Annotated in this window: 12 protein-coding genes and 1 rRNA gene; 4 read left to right on the top strand and 9 right to left on the bottom strand. The window is 71.6% G+C overall.

What is annotated here, in order from left to right; genetic code table 11:
• Positions 1 to 100: 100 nt before the first annotated feature.
• Positions 101 to 2,092, bottom strand: coding sequence for a TIGR03960 family B12-binding radical SAM protein (locus ACK8GG_RS19440; protein WP_440350722.1), 1,992 nt, complete (start codon positions 2,090 to 2,092; stop codon positions 101 to 103).
• A 137-nt stretch (positions 2,093 to 2,229) separates the two neighbouring features.
• Between ACK8GG_RS19440 and ACK8GG_RS19435 the strand changes: the two genes are divergently transcribed.
• Both ACK8GG_RS19435 and ACK8GG_RS19430 read left to right on the top strand, forming a co-directional pair.
• Positions 2,230 to 3,381: a hypothetical protein gene (locus tag ACK8GG_RS19435; RefSeq protein ID WP_440356935.1), complete on the top strand. Its 1,152-nt coding sequence runs from the start codon at positions 2,230 to 2,232 to the stop codon at positions 3,379 to 3,381.
• 86 nt (positions 3,382 to 3,467) lie between these two features.
• Positions 3,468 to 4,166: a hypothetical protein gene (locus ACK8GG_RS19430; protein ID WP_440350724.1), complete on the top strand. Its 699-nt coding sequence runs from the start codon at positions 3,468 to 3,470 to the stop codon at positions 4,164 to 4,166.
• Positions 4,167 to 4,285: 119 nt separating this feature from the next.
• Here ACK8GG_RS19430 and ACK8GG_RS19425 read toward each other — a convergent pair whose 3' ends face one another.
• From ACK8GG_RS19425 to ndk, 4 genes are all read right to left on the bottom strand, one after another.
• Positions 4,286 to 4,972: a lysophospholipid acyltransferase family protein gene (locus ACK8GG_RS19425; RefSeq protein WP_440354987.1), complete on the bottom strand. Its 687-nt coding sequence runs from the start codon at positions 4,970 to 4,972 to the stop codon at positions 4,286 to 4,288.
• An 89-nt stretch (positions 4,973 to 5,061) separates the two neighbouring features.
• Positions 5,062 to 8,211, bottom strand: coding sequence for an isoleucine--tRNA ligase (gene ileS, locus ACK8GG_RS19420; protein WP_440356934.1), 3,150 nt, complete (start codon positions 8,209 to 8,211; stop codon positions 5,062 to 5,064).
• A 168-nt stretch (positions 8,212 to 8,379) separates the two neighbouring features.
• On the bottom strand, positions 8,380 to 9,324 hold the full coding sequence (locus tag ACK8GG_RS19415; protein ID WP_440350727.1) for an SDR family NAD(P)-dependent oxidoreductase: 945 nt from the start codon (positions 9,322 to 9,324) through the stop codon (positions 8,380 to 8,382).
• Positions 9,325 to 9,452: 128 nt separating this feature from the next.
• Entirely contained in the window at positions 9,453 to 9,878 is a 426-nt protein-coding gene (gene ndk / locus ACK8GG_RS19410) for a nucleoside-diphosphate kinase (protein ID WP_440350728.1), read from the bottom strand.
• A 153-nt stretch (positions 9,879 to 10,031) separates the two neighbouring features.
• Between ndk and ACK8GG_RS19405 the strand changes: the two genes are divergently transcribed.
• Positions 10,032 to 11,447 (top strand): VOC family protein, encoded by a 1,416-nt coding sequence (locus ACK8GG_RS19405; protein WP_440350729.1) that lies wholly within the window; start codon positions 10,032 to 10,034, stop codon positions 11,445 to 11,447.
• Positions 11,448 to 11,512: 65 nt separating this feature from the next.
• On the opposite strand, the gene ACK8GG_RS19400 is transcribed toward ACK8GG_RS19405, so the two are convergent.
• From ACK8GG_RS19400 to ACK8GG_RS19390, 3 genes are read right to left on the bottom strand one after another with little or no spacing between them, the layout of a single operon-like run.
• Positions 11,513 to 11,959: a DUF4233 domain-containing protein gene (locus ACK8GG_RS19400; protein ID WP_440350730.1), complete on the bottom strand. Its 447-nt coding sequence runs from the start codon at positions 11,957 to 11,959 to the stop codon at positions 11,513 to 11,515.
• A complete protein-coding gene (locus tag ACK8GG_RS19395) occupies positions 11,956 to 13,290 on the bottom strand; it encodes a bifunctional folylpolyglutamate synthase/dihydrofolate synthase (protein ID WP_440354993.1) in 1,335 nt (444 codons plus the stop codon). Before ACK8GG_RS19395 ends, ACK8GG_RS19400 begins: the two co-directional genes overlap by 4 nt.
• Positions 13,283 to 15,904, bottom strand: a complete 2,622-nt coding sequence (locus ACK8GG_RS19390) for a valine--tRNA ligase (protein WP_440350732.1) — start codon at positions 15,902 to 15,904, stop codon at positions 13,283 to 13,285. The genes ACK8GG_RS19395 and ACK8GG_RS19390 overlap by 8 nt, the downstream gene beginning before the upstream one ends.
• A 69-nt stretch (positions 15,905 to 15,973) precedes the next feature.
• On the opposite strand from ACK8GG_RS19390, the gene ACK8GG_RS19385 reads away from it, so the two are divergent.
• On the top strand, positions 15,974 to 16,633 hold the full coding sequence (locus ACK8GG_RS19385; RefSeq protein WP_440356933.1) for a hypothetical protein: 660 nt from the start codon (positions 15,974 to 15,976) through the stop codon (positions 16,631 to 16,633).
• 138 nt (positions 16,634 to 16,771) lie between these two features.
• On the opposite strand, the gene rrf is transcribed toward ACK8GG_RS19385, so the two are convergent.
• Positions 16,772 to 16,846, bottom strand: a 5S ribosomal RNA gene (rrf, locus tag ACK8GG_RS19380); the annotation flags it as partial.

Here is a 16,846-nt window from a genome sequence, read left to right as displayed (position 1 = left end):
GGGGCGCCCGCCGGCGCCTGGGGCCGCCGTGCGGCGGCGGCCGGCGCGGGGCGGGGGGGGCGGGGGCGGGCCGCCCCGCGCCGCCGGCCGGCGTGACGGATCAGGCGGGGGTGCCGGCCGCGGGCAGCTTCAGCCCGTTGTTGACCGGCGTCAGCGGCAGCAGTTTCTTGCCCGTCGGCCCGATCTGGATCTCGGTGTCCATCGACGGGCAGACGCCGCAGTCGAAACAGGGGGTCCAACGGCAGTCGTCCTGCTCGTACTCCGAGACCGAGTCCTGCCAGTCCTGCCAGAGCCAGTCCTTGTCGAGGCCGGAGTCGAGGTGGTCCCAGGGCAGCACCTCGAGCTCGTCGCGCTCGCGGGTGGTGTACCAGTCGAGGTCCACCCCGCTGGCCGGCAACACCTCGGCGGCGGCGTCGACCCAGCGGCGGTAGGAGAAGTGCTCGCTCCAACCGTCGAAGCGCCCACCGTCCTCCCAGACCTTGCGGATCACCGCGCCGACGCGGCGGTCGCCGCGGGAAAGAAGTCCCTCGATCAGCGACGGCTCGCCGTCGTGGTAGCGGTAGCCGATCGCCCGGCCCAGCGAACGGTCCGAGTTGATCTCCTGCTTGAGCAGCTTGAGCCGGTTGTCGATGACCTCCGGAGGCTGCATGGAGGCCCACTGGAACGGGGTGTGCGGCTTGGGCACGAATCCGCCGATGGAGACGGTGCAGCGGATGTCCTTGGAGCCGGTCGCCGCCCGGCCGGCCTTGATCACCTCGTGGGCGAGGCGGGCGATCTGGAGCACGTCCTCGTCGGTCTCGGTCGGCAGGCCGCACATGAAGTAGAGCTTCACCTGCCGCCAGCCGTTGCTGTACGCGGTGACGACGGTGCGGATCAGGTCCTCCTCCGACACCATCTTGTTGATCACCCGGCGGATCCGCTCCGAGCCGCCCTCGGGAGCGAAGGTCAGACCGGTGCGGCGGCCGTTGCGGGACAGCTCCTGCGCCAGCTCGATGTTGAAGGCGTCGACCCGGGTCGAGGGCAGCGAGAGGGAGACGTTGCTCCCCTGGTACTGCTCGGCGAGCCCGGAGCACATGTCGCCGATCTCGGAGTGGTCCGCCGACGACAGCGACAGGAGCCCCACCTCGGAGAAGCCGGAGAACTCGAGGCCGTCGCGGACCATCTGGCCGACGGTGGTGATCGAGCGTTCCCGCACCGGACGGGTGATCATGCCCGCCTGGCAGAAGCGGCAGCCGCGGGTGCAGCCGCGGAAGATCTCCACCGCGTACCGCTCGTGGACCGTCTCGGCCAGCGGCACCATCGGGCGCTTCGGGTACGGCCACGCGTCCAGGTCCATCGTCGTGCGCTTGTGCACCCGGAACGGAACGTCCGGGCGGTTGGGCACCACGCGCTGGATCCGCCCGTCGGGCAGGTAGTCGACGTCGTAGAAGCGCGGCACGTAGATGCTCTCGGTGCGGGCCAGCCGCAGCAGCAGCTCGTCGCGGCCGCCGGGCGAGCCCTCGGCCTTCCACTCGCGGACGATCTGCGTGATCTCCAGGACGGCTTCCTCGCCGTCGCCGAGCACGGCGGCGTCGATGAAGTCGGCGATCGGCTCCGGGTTGAAGGCGGCGTGTCCGCCGGCCAGCACCACCGGGTCGGCCTCGGTGCGGTCGGCGGCCAGCAGCGGGATGCCCGCCAGGTCGATCATGTTGAGCAGGTTGGTGTAGCCCAGTTCGGTGGCGAAGGAGATGCCGAAGACGTCGAACTCCCGCACCGACCGGTGCGCCTCGACGGTGAACTGCGGGACGCCCTGCTCCCGCATGAGCTTCTCCAGGTCCGGCCAGACCGCGTAGGTCCGCTCGGCCAGCACGTCGGGCAGCTCGTTGAGCACCTCGTAGAGGATCTGCACGCCCTGGTTGGGCAGCCCCACCTCGTACGCGTCGGGGTACGACAGCGCCCAGCGCACCACCGTGGTGTCCCAGTCCTTGACGACTGCGCCCAACTCGCCACCCACGTACTGGATGGGCTTGCTGACCTGGGGAAGCAGCGGTTCCAGCTGGGGCCAGACAGAGTTCGCCGCCGGCGGGCGGAAGGTGGTCGACAGGTCGGTCATGGGATCCAAGCCTACGCGGCCCCCGGCGCCGCCTGTCGTGACCGTACGCACGCCGCGGCGCCTGCGTGGCGGACAGGCACCTGTCGTGTCCGTGCGGGCGGGTACTAGCCTCGGCACGGCGCGAGAGGAGAACACTGATGGCGCATCAGCCGCCGGAGCCCGACCGCCCGGCCGCCGAGCACCCCGCGGCGAAGAGCGCACCCCCACCCCGCGACCCCGCACACGACCTCGGCCCGGACGCTTCCGAGCTGCCCGAGCCGGTCGATCCCTGGGCCGACACCGACGCGACTCCCTGGCTCTTCGGCGCGGCTCCGGGCGGTGCCGTGCGGCCGGAGCTTGACTCGGCGGAGCCGGACACCTCGGAGCCGGAGGCCCCGACGGCGACCGAGCCGGGGCCGGAGCAGGGCGATGCGACCCGGCGCTACGCCACCCCGGCGCCGACCCGGCAGTTCCCCGCTCCCCCGCCGACCCGGCCGATGCCCACGGCTGCGCCTGCCGGGCAGCCGGCAGCCCCGCCGCCCGCCGCGGCACGTCCCCCGGCGAGGCCTCCGGCGCTGCCCGCGCCGGCGATGCGTCCACCGGCGGCGCCCGGACCGCCGCGGGTCTCCGCGCCACCGGTGCCGCCCGGACCGCCCCGGGTCTCCGCGCCACCGGTGCCGCCCGGACCGCCGCGGGTCTCCGCGCCACCGGTGCCCCTGCCGGTCGCCAAGCCGCCGCGCGCGCCCCGGCAGCGCCGCCGCCGCTGGCCGCTGCGGCTGCTGCTGGCCACCGTGCTCGGCCTGGCCTGCTGCTGCGGCGTGCCCGGCTACTACATCCAGCCCGCCTGGAACCAGTACCCGGCCGCGGTCGACATGCGCGAGGAGGTCGGCGACCTGCGCCTGCGGGATGACGACCGCAGCGAGAAGGCCGCCGAAGAGCTCGCCAATGACATGCTCGGCGCGCATCTGCTGGCCGACGAGGCCTTCGCCGGCGTCTACAGCACCGGGGCGGGCAAGCGGGTGACCATCTTCGGCAGCACCGGCTTCCGGCTCACCCCCGAGTCGGATGTCAACGACGAGATCGGCCGCCTCACCGGCCGCTACCGCCTCACCGGTGTGCGGGAGATGCCGACCGGCGAGCGCGGCGCGCACCTGCGCTGCGGCACCGGCCAGGACGGCGGGGAGTCCGTGGTGGTCTGTACCTGGGCCGACCACGGCAGCCTGGGGACCGGGCTGTTCACCCAGCTCTCGGTCGACGACAGTGCCCGGCAGCTCGCCGCTTTCCGCGAACGGCTCATCGTGCGGGGTTGACCACGCACCGGGATCGACCCTACCGATCGGCGGGCGGCGATGGCACTCTGTGCGCATCGCCCCACGCTGATCGGAGTTCCACCCGGATGGACGTCTTCCTCTTCGCGTTCTACGCGCTCGCCTACGTCGTTCTGCTCGTCTGGCTGATTCGGCTCGGGTTGCGCAACGGCTTCGCCACACCCTCCATCGTGGTGCTGCCGGTGGTCGCCGGGCTGCTCTACGACAACGGCATGGTCGCACTGGGCAGGCTCATCGGGGAGGGGGCCCTGCTGGAGAACCTCAACCTGGTCCGTTTCTGGTCGCACGCACTGCTCACCCCGTTGCTGACGATCTTCGCGTGGGAGGCGGTGCGGCGTGCGGGTGCGCGCTGGGCGGACACCCGGATCGCGGCGGCCGGCGCCGTGCTGCTCACCCTCGCCCTGGTGACCGTCGAGATGGTCACCGAACTCGCGCACCTGAACCTGGCGCCGACCCTCGAGTACGGCGCGCTGCGGTACGCACCGGCCGAGTCCGACGGCCCGCCGATCATGGTGCTGGTGATCGCCCTCGTGCAGCTGATCGCCTCGGTCATCGTCTTCCGCCGGCAGCGCTGGCCGTGGTTCCTGATCGCCGCGACGCTCATGATCATCTTCAGCGCCGTACAGCTCCCCTTGCCCACCGGCGCCACGGTCAACTTCTTCGAACTGATCCTGCTGACCTCACTGGTGGCGACCAAGGCACGTCAGGACCGGCAGCAGCCGTCGGCGCCTGCGCCGACGGCGACGGCCACCCCCGCGAGCGTCTAACCCGCAAGGGCCGCCGGGCACCCCGCCCACGACGCCCGGAACGACCGAACCTCCAGCACAAGACGCGGCCCGCACCTGTCCGGTGCGGGCCGCGATCGGTTCGGCGCTGCCGGGACGGGTCAGGCCTCGGGGGCCGCGCTCGGCCGGCTGGCGCGCGGCGAGTACTCGTCGACGTACTCCTGCCCGGTGAGGGCCTGGATCGCCCTCATCAGCTCGTCGGTCATGGCGCGCAGCGATTCCCGGTCGTCGGCGCGGCCGGTGAAGTCCAGGGGCTTGCCGAACTTGACGGTGATCTTCCCCTTGCCCAGCCGCGGGACCCGCGCCCCGATCGGCTGCACCTCGTTGGTGCCGATCATGCCGACCGGGACGATCGGCACGCCGGCCGAGAGCGCCAGGCGCACCGCGCCGGTGCGTCCCCGGTAGAGCCGCCCATCCGGCGAGCGCGTCCCCTCCGGGTAGACCGCCACCAGCGCTCCCTGCTTCAGGCCGGGGATCGCGGCGTCGAAGGCCGACAGCGAGGCCCGGCCACCGGAGCGCTCGACGGGGATGGCCCCGAGGCCGGTCAGGACCGCCTTCTGGAAGATCCCCTTGGGGCCGGTGCCGGTGAAGTACTCGGACTTGGCCCAGAAGGCGACATGCCGGGGCGCCGCCATGCCGAGGAAGAGCTCGTCGGCGACCGAGAGGTGATTGCCGCAGAGGATGGCGCCGGTGGCCGGGATGTTCTCCAGCCCCTGGACATCGGGTCGCCAGAACACACGCAGGCCGATGCCCACGGTCAGTTTGCCGATGAAATACAGCGGCGGCACGGCTCCTCCGAGCGGGTGATGGTGTCAAGCGGGTGGACAGGCGGTGTCACGTTAGCCCACCCACCCGCTCGATCCGAAAGGTGTACGCCTTACTTCCTACGCACGGACACCGTCACCGGCTCCCCTTCGCCGACCTCGCCGGTGAAGCCAGGGGTCGAGTCGACGAAGCTGATCTCCTCGGCCAGCACCTCCCGGGCAACGAAGTCCCGGTACTGCCGGACCGCCTCGGTCACCTCGCCGGAGGCGGCCAGGGCCACCTCGATGCGGTCGGAGATGTCCAGGTCGGCGTCGCGCCGTGCCTGCTGCACCACCCGGACAACGTCCCGGGCGAGCCCTTCCGCGGCCAGCTCCGGAGTGACCGCGGTGTCCAGCACCACCACACCGCCGTCGGGCAGCTGGGCCGACTGGTCGGCGTCGGTGACGACGAGCTTGAGCTCGTACTCCCCTGCCGCGAGCGTCACCCCGGCCGCCACCGGCGCCCCGTCGACGAGCTCCCACTCACCGGCCTTGACCGCCTTGATGACCGACTGCACCTGCTTGCCCACCCGCGGGCCGAGCGCCCGCGGCACCACCGTCAGCACCTGCCGGCACCAGGCCGACACGTCGTCGGTGACCTCGACAGCCTTGACGTTGACCTCGTCGGAGACCAGGTCGGCGAAGGGACGCAGCTGCGCCGCCAGCGGCGAGGCGACGGTGAGCTTCGGCAGCGGCAGCCGCACCCGCAGACCCTTCGCCTTACGCAGCGACAGCGCCGCCGAGCAGACCTCCCGGGTGGCGTCCATCGCGGCGACCAGCTCGGGGTCGGCGGGGAACTCGGCAACCTGCGGCCACTCGGTCAGGTGCACCGAGCGACCCCCGGTCAGGCCGCGCCAGATCGCCTCGGTCGTCAACGGCGCGAACGGCGCCATCACCCGGCAGAGCGTCTCCAGCACCGTGTGGAGCGTGTCGAAGGCCCGGTGGTCACCGGACCAGAAGCGGTCCCGGGACCGGCGCACGTACCAGTTGGTCAGCGCGTCCAGGAAGGAGCGGATGCTGCCGCACGCCCCGGAGATGTCGTACGCGTCCAGCTGCGCCTGCACCGCCGAGACCAGCTCCCCGGTCTTGGCCAGCACGTAGCGGTCCAGCAGCGCGCCGGCGTCGGTGACCTCGACGGCCGCCGGGTCGACCCGCGTCGCCTGGTAGCCCTCGGCGTTGGCGTAGAGGGAGAAGAAGTACCAGACGTTCCACAGCGGCAGCAGCACCTGCCGTACGGCGTCGCGGATACCGCCCTCGGTGACCGCCATGTCGCCGCCGCGCAGCACCGGCGAGGACATCAGCATCCAGCGCATCGCGTCGGAGCCGTACGCGTCGAACACGTGGTAGACGTCCGGATAGTTGCGCAGGCTCTTGGACATCTTGCGCCCGTCGGCGCCGAGCAGGATGCCGTGGCTGAGGCAGTTGCGGAACGCCGGCCGGTCGAAGAGCGCGGTGGCCAGCACGTGCATGGTGTAGAACCAGCCACGGGTCTGCCCGATGTACTCCACGATGAAGTCGCCCGGGTAGTGGTTGTCGAACCACTCGGCGTTCTCGAACGGGTAGTGCACCTGGGCGAAGGGCATCGAGCCGGACTCGAACCAGCAGTCCAGCACCTCCGGTACCCGGCGCATCATCGACCTGCCCGTCGGGTCGTCCGGGTTGGGCCGGACCAGGTCGTCGACGGCCGGGCGGTGCAGGTCGGTCAGGCGTACGCCGAAATCGCGCTCGATCTCGTCCAGCGAGCCGTAGACGTCCACCCGCGGGTGGTTCGGGTCGTCGGAGCGCCAGACCGGGATGGGTGAGCCCCAGAACCGGTTGCGGCTGATCGACCAGTCGCGGGCGCCGGCCAGCCACTTGCCGAACGAGCCGTCCTTGACGTGCGACGGCGTCCAGTTGATCTGCTGGTTCAGCTCGACCATCCGGTCGCGGAACTTCGTCACCGCCACGAACCAGGAGGAGACGGCCTTGTAGACCAGCGGCGTGTCACAGCGCCAGCAGTGCGGGTACGAGTGGGTGTAGGTGTCCTGCCGCAGCACCACCCCCCGCTCCTTGAGTTCGCGGATGACCGGCTTGTTGACGTCGAAGACCTGCTCACCGGCGTACGGCGGGACCAGCGCGGTGAAGCGCGTGCGGTCGTCGACGGTGACGACGGTGGGGATGCCGGCGGCGTTGCAGACGTTCTGGTCGTCCTCACCGAAGGCGGGGGCGAGGTGGACGATCCCGGTGCCGTCCTCGGTGGTGACGAACTCCGCGCCGAGCACCTGGTACGCGTTCGGCCCGGCCTGCTCGGCGAGGAAGTCGTAGAGCGGGGTGTAGCGGCGCCCCACCAGGTCGCGGCCGTACACCGTGCCGACCCGCTCGTAACCCTCCAGCTCCTTGGCGTACGCCTCCAGCCGGGCGGCGCCGACGGCGTAGCGCTCGCCGTCACGCTCGAGGACGGCGTACTCGATGTCGGGGCCGACGGCGAGCGCCAGGTTCGACGGCAGGGTCCACGGGGTGGTGGTCCAGACGCCGAGCTTGAGCGCCGGCTCGGTGTCGGTGGGTGCCAGCTCGAACCAGACAGTCAGCGTCGGGTCGTGCCGGTCGCGGTAGACGTCGTCCATCCGGGTCTCGGTGTTCGACAGCGGCGTCTCACAGCGCCAGCAGTAGGCCAGCACCCGGAAACCCTCGTAGACCAGACCCTTGTCGTGCAGGGTCTTGAAGGCCCACATGACGCTTTCCATGTAGTCCACGTCGAGGGTCTTGTAGTCGTTGGTGAAGTCGACCCAGCGCGCCTGACGGTTGACGTAGCGCTCCCAGTCCTGGGTGAACTCCAGCACCGAGCTGCGGCAGGCGTCGTTGAACTTGGCGACACCCAGGTCGAGGATCTCGGCCTTGCTGGTGATGCCGAGCTGCTTCTCGGCGACCACCTCGGCCGGCAGGCCGTGGCAGTCCCAGCCGAAGCGCCGCTCGACGCGGTGCCCGCGCATGGTCTGGTAGCGGGGCACCAGGTCCTTGACGTAACCGGTGAAGAGGTGGCCGTAGTGCGGCAGGCCGTTGGCGAAGGGCGGGCCGTCGTAGAAGACGTACTCGTTGTCGCCCTTGTCGCCGGCGGGCCGCGCCGCGACGCTGGCCTCGAAGGTCTTGTCCGCGGCCCAGAACTCGAGCACCTCGGTCTCGACGGCGGGCAGGTCGGGGCTGGCCGGCACACCGGTCGCGCTCGGGTCGTGCAATGGATAGGCCATCGCGGTCGCTCACTCCTCGTCGCAGCTCACTGTCTCGTGGTCTGCGAGGACGAGCCCGGCGGGTACGCCTCACGGCGTGCCCGCGACGACCCGCGGTACCACCTCGCTTGGCGGTCGTGGCGACCGCCCGCTCGTTGTCCGGCTGTGACGGGCCGGACCCGTCCGGTTCTACTGGGCCGGCAGTGCCGGCTGTTCTTCCGGAGGCTCACCGGTGATGGCCGGGTCGACGCCTTTGTCGCCAAGAATACTCGATCCGGCCCCGGTCGTGCCGTGCACCGCGAGCCGCTCCACCTTCAGCGCCGGGACCGCCGCGCCGCGCCGGGTGATCGCACGTACGGCGGTGCGGGCGAGGTGGCGGGTCGCGCCGGCCGGCCCGAGCCGGTTGACCGCCCGCGGCGGGCGATCCCGTTCGAGCACCGCGACGAGTTCGGCGGCCGCGACCTCCGGCGGGTCGGCGAAGATCCTGGTGACGACGGCGAACGGCTTCATTGCCCGCTCCCCCTCGTCCCCCACGACGTGCGGGTTGAGCAGCATGTCGGTCAGCATCATGCCGGGGTTGAAGCCCACGACCCGCACGGACGTCTTCTCGTACTCCTTCTGCAGGGTCCGGGTGAAGCCGCGTACCCACGCCTTCGTCGCCCCATAGGGACTGGTGTACGGCGTGGGGCCGGTGTTGTCGCCCCGGCCGAGCATGTTGACGATCACGCCGCCACCGCCGGCGAGCATCCGGATGCCGGCGGCGCGGGCCCCATAGTAGGTGCCGAGCACGTTGACCGAGACCGCGCGCCGGAACTCGGCCGGGTCGATGTCGAACGCGCGCCCCACCGGGGTGGCCGCCGCGGCGTTGTTGACCCAGATGTCGATGCGCCCGTAGGCGGCGACGGCCGCGTCGGCGAGGGCTTCCACCTGGGCCTGGTCGGTCACGTCGCCGGGTGCCGCGAGGGCCTCGACCCCCCGCTCCCGCAGCGCGGCGGCCTGCTTCTCCGCCTCCTCGGGCCACGGGCCGGAGACCACGACGCGCGCGCCGCGGTCGGCGACCTGCTCGGCCAGCACCCGCCCGAATCCGCGGGTGCTTCCGGTGATCACCACGACCTTGCCCGTCAGCGGCGCCATCTGTTCCTCGCTTCGGTTGTCCGGCGCGCAATCTAGCGCGCGCCAGTCCGCAGGCGCCAGCAACCGGCGCGAGGAAACGACGAGGGCGGGCACCCGCGGGTGCCCGCCCTCGTCGACCGTCGTGCAGGTCAGCCCAGCTCGGGGAACCAGAGCGCGATCTCGCGCGCGGCGCTGGCGGCCGAGTCGGAAGCGTGCACGAGATTCTCACGGTTTGACATCGACAGGTCGCCCCGGATGGTGCCGGCCGTCGCCTTGCGGCCGTCCGTGGCGCCGATCATGGCGCGGACGATCTCGACCGCGGTGTCGCCGGAGAGCACCATCGCCACCAGCGGGCCGCCGGTCATGAAGTCCTTCAGCGGCGGGTAGAAGTCGCGTTCGACGTGCTCGGCGTAGTGCTGGTCGGCGAGCTGCGCGTCCATCGTCCGGAGCACCATCGCCTCGATGTGCAGACCCTTGCGCTCGAAACGGCCGGTGATCTCGCCGATCAGGCCGCGCCGGACCGCGTCGGGCTTGATCAGTACGAGCGTCCGCTCGGCTGGGCTGGTGCTGGACACGCGGTTCCTCCTGGGCGGCAGGGTGACGATTTAATCGGTACGGTCAGCCTAGCCATCCACCGGGGCCCGGTGAGCGGCGGTCGCTGCATGTGCCCGCTCTTCCGGTTCGTCCGGTACCGGGCCTAGCCTGGTGTCGAGGCAAGGAGGTTCACCGTGGTCACTGCCGCCGGCCGGCCCGTCGCGCCCGCCCGGAAACTGGTCGGGGCCGTCACCGGCACCTTCGCCACCTTCATGGTCCTCTTCGGGTTGGGGATGCGGAGCTGGGCGATCGTGGCGCTCGGGGTGGCGCTGCTGGCGCTGGCGATCGCGCTGGCGACGATTCGCGCCGGCGGCCGCGCCTGGGTGGTCGGCACGGCGACCGTGCAGCAGGCGACGGAACCCCCGGCTGCCTACTCACACGGGCGGTGCGAGCTGGAGATCGTGGTGGACGCCCCGGGCCTGCCGCCCCGGTCCCGCCGGATGATCGAGCCCCGGGTGCCGATCGCCAAGTGGCCCGTCGCCGGGCAGCTGCTGCCGGTCAAGGTCGCCCTCGACGACCACCGCCGGATCCGGATCCTCTGGGACGAGGTGCCGACCCACGAGGAAGCCCCGCTGGCCGGCGCGGTGGACGGCACCCCGGCCGCCGGCACCGACACCCTGGTGGCCGAGTTCGGGGCACCCCTGGACGAGTTGCTGATCGGGGAGAAGCCCGCGCCCTGGCGCAACCGCCCGGAGGACGATGACTTCGCGTACCCGTCGCGCGAGGGCGAACTGGTGACCGACGACCTGGCCGGCGACGTCGCCCAGGTGCAGGAGGAGCGACCGCCGGTGGTGATGCACGAGACCACCGGCGGGATCACCGTGGTGGAGGGGACGCTGGTCGACGCACCCGCGCCCGCGCCGCGACGCCCGTCCCCCTCTCCGGCGTCCGCCGATCCCGGCCCGGCCGCCGACGGACCCGCGGCGGCTCCCGGCGCACCTGGTACGACCGCACAGAGCCGCACCGAGGGCCCCGCCCAGAGCGGTGCCGCGAGCGCGGCGGACCGCAGCACCCCGATCGTGGATCCGATCGACATCCCGCTCGACCCCGAACCCGATATCGCGCCGCCCGTCCCGGACGCCTCCGTCGACCCGGCTGCCGGCGAGCGCCTGTACGACGCTCCGATCCTCGACGACCTCTTCGGCGCTGTCCCCGCCGAGCCCTTGCGGGAAGGGCCCGGCATCAGCGGGGTCGGTGTCACCCTGCTCGTGACCGACCTGGCACGGGCGGTCGACTTCTACACCGACCTGATCGGCCTGTACGAGATCGACGGCGGCGACAACAGCGCCGTGCTCGCCTCCGGCGCGAACCGGCTCGTGCTGCGCGAGGTCGCCGAGGCCACCGGCAACCGTCGGCTGACCCACATCAACCTCGAGGTCGCCGACCTGGCGGCGGCCCACCAGCGACTCAGCGAGCAGGGGCTGGGGTTCACCTCCCCACCCCAGATCATCAACCGCGGTACGCGCTTCGACGTCTGGGCGGCAACCTTCCGCGACCCCGACGGCAACAGCGTCGCCCTGACGGAGTGGCGCGAACACCCGGCCGACTGAACGCCCACCGAGGCGGCAGATCCGCGCCCAGCGGGAGCCGGCAGGGAAGGACCGCCGGGCCCGGCTCAGTCGGTCAGGATCACCTTGCGCACGTGCAGCACGTACGCCCAGAGCAGCCCGAACATGATCCCCACCCCGGCCAGCGACCAGTGCAGGAAACCGGCGAGGATCAGCAGCACCTGCAGCGCCGTGCCCGCGTGCCAGGCCCACGGGCGCTTGAGCATCGCGATGATCACCACAGCGGCGAGGGCCAGCGCCACGATCACCCCGATGGTGACGCCGGTCAGCTCCACCCCGAGCGCGCGCATCGGCTGGATGGCGAGCAGCAGCACGAGCGTCTCGAACATCAGCGCCGCCGCACCGAGCCCGTGCACAGCGCCGCGCGGGTTGCGCAACCCCGAGCGGTGGCCCTGCTCCGGCGGCGCCGGCTCCTCCTGCTCCGGCGGCGCTGCCGGCTCGTCTCCCCGCTGCGCCGGCTGCCCGGCCGGGTACTGCTCCGGTCCGGCGCTCATCGCTTCAGCAGCTTCCGCGCGTCGGCGACGGTGACGACCGAACCGGTGATGACCACACCCACGCCGCTGAGCTCACCCGGCACGTCGGTTTCGGCGAGCGACACCGCCACCTCGATCGCGTCCGGCATCTGCTCGGCGGCCTCGACCCGTTCGGGGCCGAAGATCTCCTCGGCCAAGCTCGCCAGCTCGGCGACGGGCATTGCCCGCGGCGAGCTGTTGCGGGTCACCACGACCGCGTCGACAACCGGTTCGAGGAGTTCCAGCAGGCTCTCGGCGTCCTTGTCCGCCAGCACCGCCAGCACCGCGATGAGGCGGCTGAACGCGAACTCCTCCTGCAGGGCGGCGGCGGTGGCCGCCATGCCCTGCGGGTTGTGCGCGCCGTCGAGCAGCACGGTCGGCGCGGTGCGTACCCGCTCGAGCCGTCCCGGGGAGCTGGCGCCGGCGAAGCCTTCCCGCACCGTCTCGACGTTGAGCTGGCGCTCGGCGCCGGCACCGAGGAATGCCTCGACGGCGGCCAGCGCCACCGCGGCGTTCTGCGCCTGGTGCGCGCCGTGCAGCGGAATGAAGATCTCCTCGTAGACGCCGCCGAGGCCCTGCAGGGTGAGGACCTGACCGCCCACGGCGACCGCCCGGCGGAGCACCCCGAACTCGCTCCCCTCCCGGGCGATGGTGGCGCCGACGTCGGCGCAGCGCTCCAGGATCGGGCGGGCCGCCTCCTCCTCCTGCGCGGCGGAGACGACCGTGGCGCCGGGGTGGATGATCCCCGCCTTGGCCCAGGCGATCTCCTCGACGGTCTCGCCGAGCCACTCGGTGTGGTCCAGGCCGATCGGCGTCAGCACGCAGACCGGCGCCTGGAGCACGTTGGTGGCGTCCTCGGCGCCGCCGAGGCCGACCTCGACCACCGCGATGTCGACCGGCGCGTCGGCGAAGGCGGCGAAGGCCAGCGCGGTGGTCATCTCGAAGTAGGTCAGCGGCTCGGCGCTGCGCTGGTCGACAAGTTCGGCCAGCGGCGCCACCTCCTGGTAGACCCCGGCGAACCGCTCCTCGCTCACCGGTTCACCGTCGAGGGCGATCCGTTCCCGGACCGTCTCCAGGTGCGGGCTCGTGTACCTGCCGGTGTGCAGCCCGAAGGCGTGCAGCAGCGAGTCGATCATCCGGGCGGTGGAAGTCTTGCCGTTGGTCCCGGTCAGGTGGATCGACGGGTACGCCCGCTGCGGCTCCCCGAGCAGGTCGAGCAGCCCCACGATCCGTTCGGGGTCGAAGACCATCCGGGTGAAGCCGCGCCGCGCCAACTCGGCCTCGGCGCTCTGGAAATCGCTGCGCTCACTCACTGGGCAGCGCCTCCAGCGCGGCGGCGATCCGGGTCAGGTCGGCCTCGGCCGTCGCCAGCCGCTCCCTGATCTTGGCGACCACCGGTTCCGGGGCCTTCTCCAGGAACGCCTGGTTGCCCAGCTTTCCGCGTGCCTGCGCGGCCTCCTTCTCGGCCGCCGCCCGATCCTTGGTGAGCCGGGCCCGTTCGGCGGCCACGTCGATGGTGCCGCGGGTGTCCAGCGCGACGTTGACCTCACCGGGCATCGCCAGGGTGGCGCTGGCCTGGAAACCGTCGGCCGGCTCGTCGAGGCGGACCAGCGAACGGATCAGCGGCTCGTGGGCGGCGATGCCGGCACCGGCCAGCCCGTCGAGCCGGGCGACCACCCGCTGGGTGGGGCGCAGCCCCTGGTCGGAGCGGAAGCGCCGGATCTCGGTGACGACCCCCTGCAGGGTGCCGATCTCCGCCTCGGCGGCGTCGTCGATGAGCTCCGGGGCGGCCTGCGGCCAGGCGGCGGTCATCACCGTCTCCTGCCCGGTCAGGGCGATCCAGAGCTCCTCGGTGACGAACGGGATGACCGGGTGCAGCAGTCGCAGCAGCTGGTCGAGGACGTGGCCGAGCACCCGGCGGGTGTCGTCGGCCGCCGGACCGCCGGCAGCGAGCACCGGCTTGGCCAGCTCCACGTACCAGTCGCAGACGTCGTCCCACGCGAAGTGGTAGAGCACATCACAGACCTTGGCGAACTCGTACGCCTCAAACTGCTCGTTCACCTCGGCGGTGACGTGCTGCAGGCGGGAGAGGATCCACCGGTTGACCGGCGAGAGCTGCTGCATCTGCGGCAGCGGCCCGTTGGTGTGCGCGCCGTTCATCAGCGCGAAGCGGGTCGCGTTCCAGAGTTTGTTGCAGAAGTTGCGCGAGCCCTGGCACCACTCCTCGCTGACCGGCACGTCCTGGCCGGGGTTGGCGCCCCGGGCCAGGGTGAAGCGGGTGGCGTCGGCGCCGAAACGGTCGATCCAGTCCAGCGGGTCGACCACGTTGCCGAAGGACTTGGACATCTTCTTGCCGTGCTCGTCGCGGACCATGCCGTGCAGCGCGACCACGTCGAAGGGCGCCCGGCCGTCCATCGCGTAGAGGCCGAACATCATCATCCGGGCGACCCAGAAGAAGAGGATGTCGTAGCCGGTCACCAGGACACTGGTCGGATAGAACTTCGCCAGGTCCGGGGTCTGCTCGGGCCAGCCCAGGGTGGAGAAGGGCCACAGACCGCTGGAGAACCAGGTGTCGAGCACGTCCTCGTCCTGGTGCCAGCCGTCGCCGGTGGGCGGCTGCTCGTCCGGGCCGACGCAAACGATCTCGCCGTCCGGGCCGTACCAGACCGGGATGCGGTGGCCCCACCAGAGCTGCCGGGAGATGCACCAGTCGTGCATGTTGTCGACCCAGGCGAAGTACCGCTTGGCCAGCTCCGCCGGCTCGATCTTCACGCGACCGTCACGGACCGCGTCACCGGCGGCCTTGGCCAGCGGGGCGGTGTTGACGAACCACTGCAACGACAGCCGCGGCTCGACGGTGGTCTTGCACCGGGAGCAGTGGCCGACCGAGTGCAGGTACGGCCGCTTCTCCGCCACGATGCGGCCCTGCTCGCGCAGCGCGGCGACGACGGCCGGCCGCGCCTCGTACCGGTCGAGCCCTTCGAACGGGCCGGGCACGGTGATCACGCCGCGTTCGTCCATCACCGCGATCGCGGGCAGGCTGTGCCGCTGGCCGATCTCGAAGTCGTTCGGGTCGTGCGCCGGGGTCACCTTGACCATGCCCGTGCCGAACGCGGGGTCGACGTGGGCGTCGGCGACGATCGGGATCCGCCGGCCGGTGAGCGGCAGTTCCACCTCGGTGCCGATCAGGTGCTGGTAGCGCTCGTCGTCGGGGTTGACCGCCACGGCCGTGTCGCCGAGCATCGTCTCGGCGCGGGTGGTGGCGACCACGACCTCGTCGCTGTACCGGATCGAGACGAGCTCACCCTCGTCCTCGGTGTGCTCCACCTCGATGTCCGACAGCGCGGTCAGGCAGCGCGGGCACCAGTTGATGATCCGGTTCGCCCGGTAGATCAGGCCGTCGTCGAAGAGCTTCTTGAACATCGTCTGGACGGCGCGGGAAAGTCCCTCGTCCATGGTGAAGCGCTCGCGGTCCCAGTCGACGGCGTCGCCGAGGCGGCGCATCTGACCGAGGATGGCGCCACCGGATTCGGCCTTCCACTTCCAGACCCGTTCGACGAACTTCTCCCGGCCCAGGTCGTGGCGGGAGAGCCCTTCCGCGGCGAGCTGCCGCTCGACGAGGTTCTGGGTGGCGATGCCGGCGTGGTCCATGCCGGGCAGCCAGAGCGCCTCGTACCCCTGCATCCGCTTGCGCCGGTTCAGCGCGTCCATCAGCGTGTGCTCGAAGGCATGGCCCATGTGCAGGGAGCCGGTGACGTTCGGCGGGGGGATGACGATGGTGAAGGGCGGCTTCTCGCTGTCGGCGGAGGCCTTGAAGTGCCCGGCCGCCACCCACTGCTCGTAGCGCCGCTGCTCTACCTCGCCGGGCTGGTACTGGGCCGGCAGTTGGGGGGCGTCGGGGCGTGGGGTATCCAGGCGTTCGGTCACCCGTAAAGTCTACGAGCTTCCGGTTTGGCGGCGGCGTTCGCCACCACCGGTTCGCGTACGGTGTCAGCCATGTCGAACCCGCACCTTCCCGCCGGCCCTGACGAGAACCGGCATCTGGAACTGCTGTCGGAGCACCGGGAGCTCTCGGAGCCGACGGTGGCGCCACCGCAGAGCAACGGGCGGGGCTCGGCTCGTACCTGGGTGCTCGCCTCGTTGCTGGTGGCCGGCCTGGCCGGCGCGGCGGCCCTGGGCACGTTCGGCTGGCGCGTCGCCGACCAGCGGGACACCGCCCTGACGACGCCGGACCAGCTCGCCGGGCTGCACCGGGTCGTCGACGCGGACGCGGCGCAGACGGAAGAGGATTTGAGGACCGCGATCGCCGCCGGCATCAACCTCGACGACTCGGTCGCCGCGATCTACCGCAGCGCCGACGACGCGGACCGGCCGGTGCTGGTCTTCGGTGGCACCACACTGATCTGGCAGCCGGAGCGGGATCTGGACACTCTCATCCACGACCTGGCAACCGACGCGGCGACCGAGGAGGTTCCGGCGGGCCGGTACGGCGGGGTGATGAAGTGCGGGCTCGCCAGTGACGAGACCGGCATGTTCGCGGTCTGTGGCTGGGCCGATCACGGCAGTGCGGTCCTGGCGCTCTTCCCCAGCCGCACGGTCGAGGAGGCGGCGCCGCTGTTGCGTGAGATGCGTGAGCAGATGCAGAGCCGCGGCTGAGCCGGCGCGCACGGCCGACCCGGTTGTGGGGGTGTGTTCTGGGTGCCGGCGCGTGGCCGGTCCGGCTGTGTGGGTGTGTTCTGGGTCTGGAAATGATTGAAGCCCACCCCGCGTGGGGTGGGCTTCAATCAAATGGTTGTCCGGCGGCGTCCTACTCTCCCACACCCTCCCGGGTGCAGTACCATCGGCGCTGGAGGGCTTAGCTTCCGGGTT

This window comes from Melissospora conviva, from assembly GCF_049523535.1.
In the GTDB taxonomy this organism is placed as follows: domain Bacteria; phylum Actinomycetota; class Actinomycetes; order Mycobacteriales; family Micromonosporaceae; genus Melissospora; species Melissospora conviva.
Note: the sequence above shows the minus strand (reverse complement) of the source record. Positions and strands in the feature narration are given on the sequence as shown.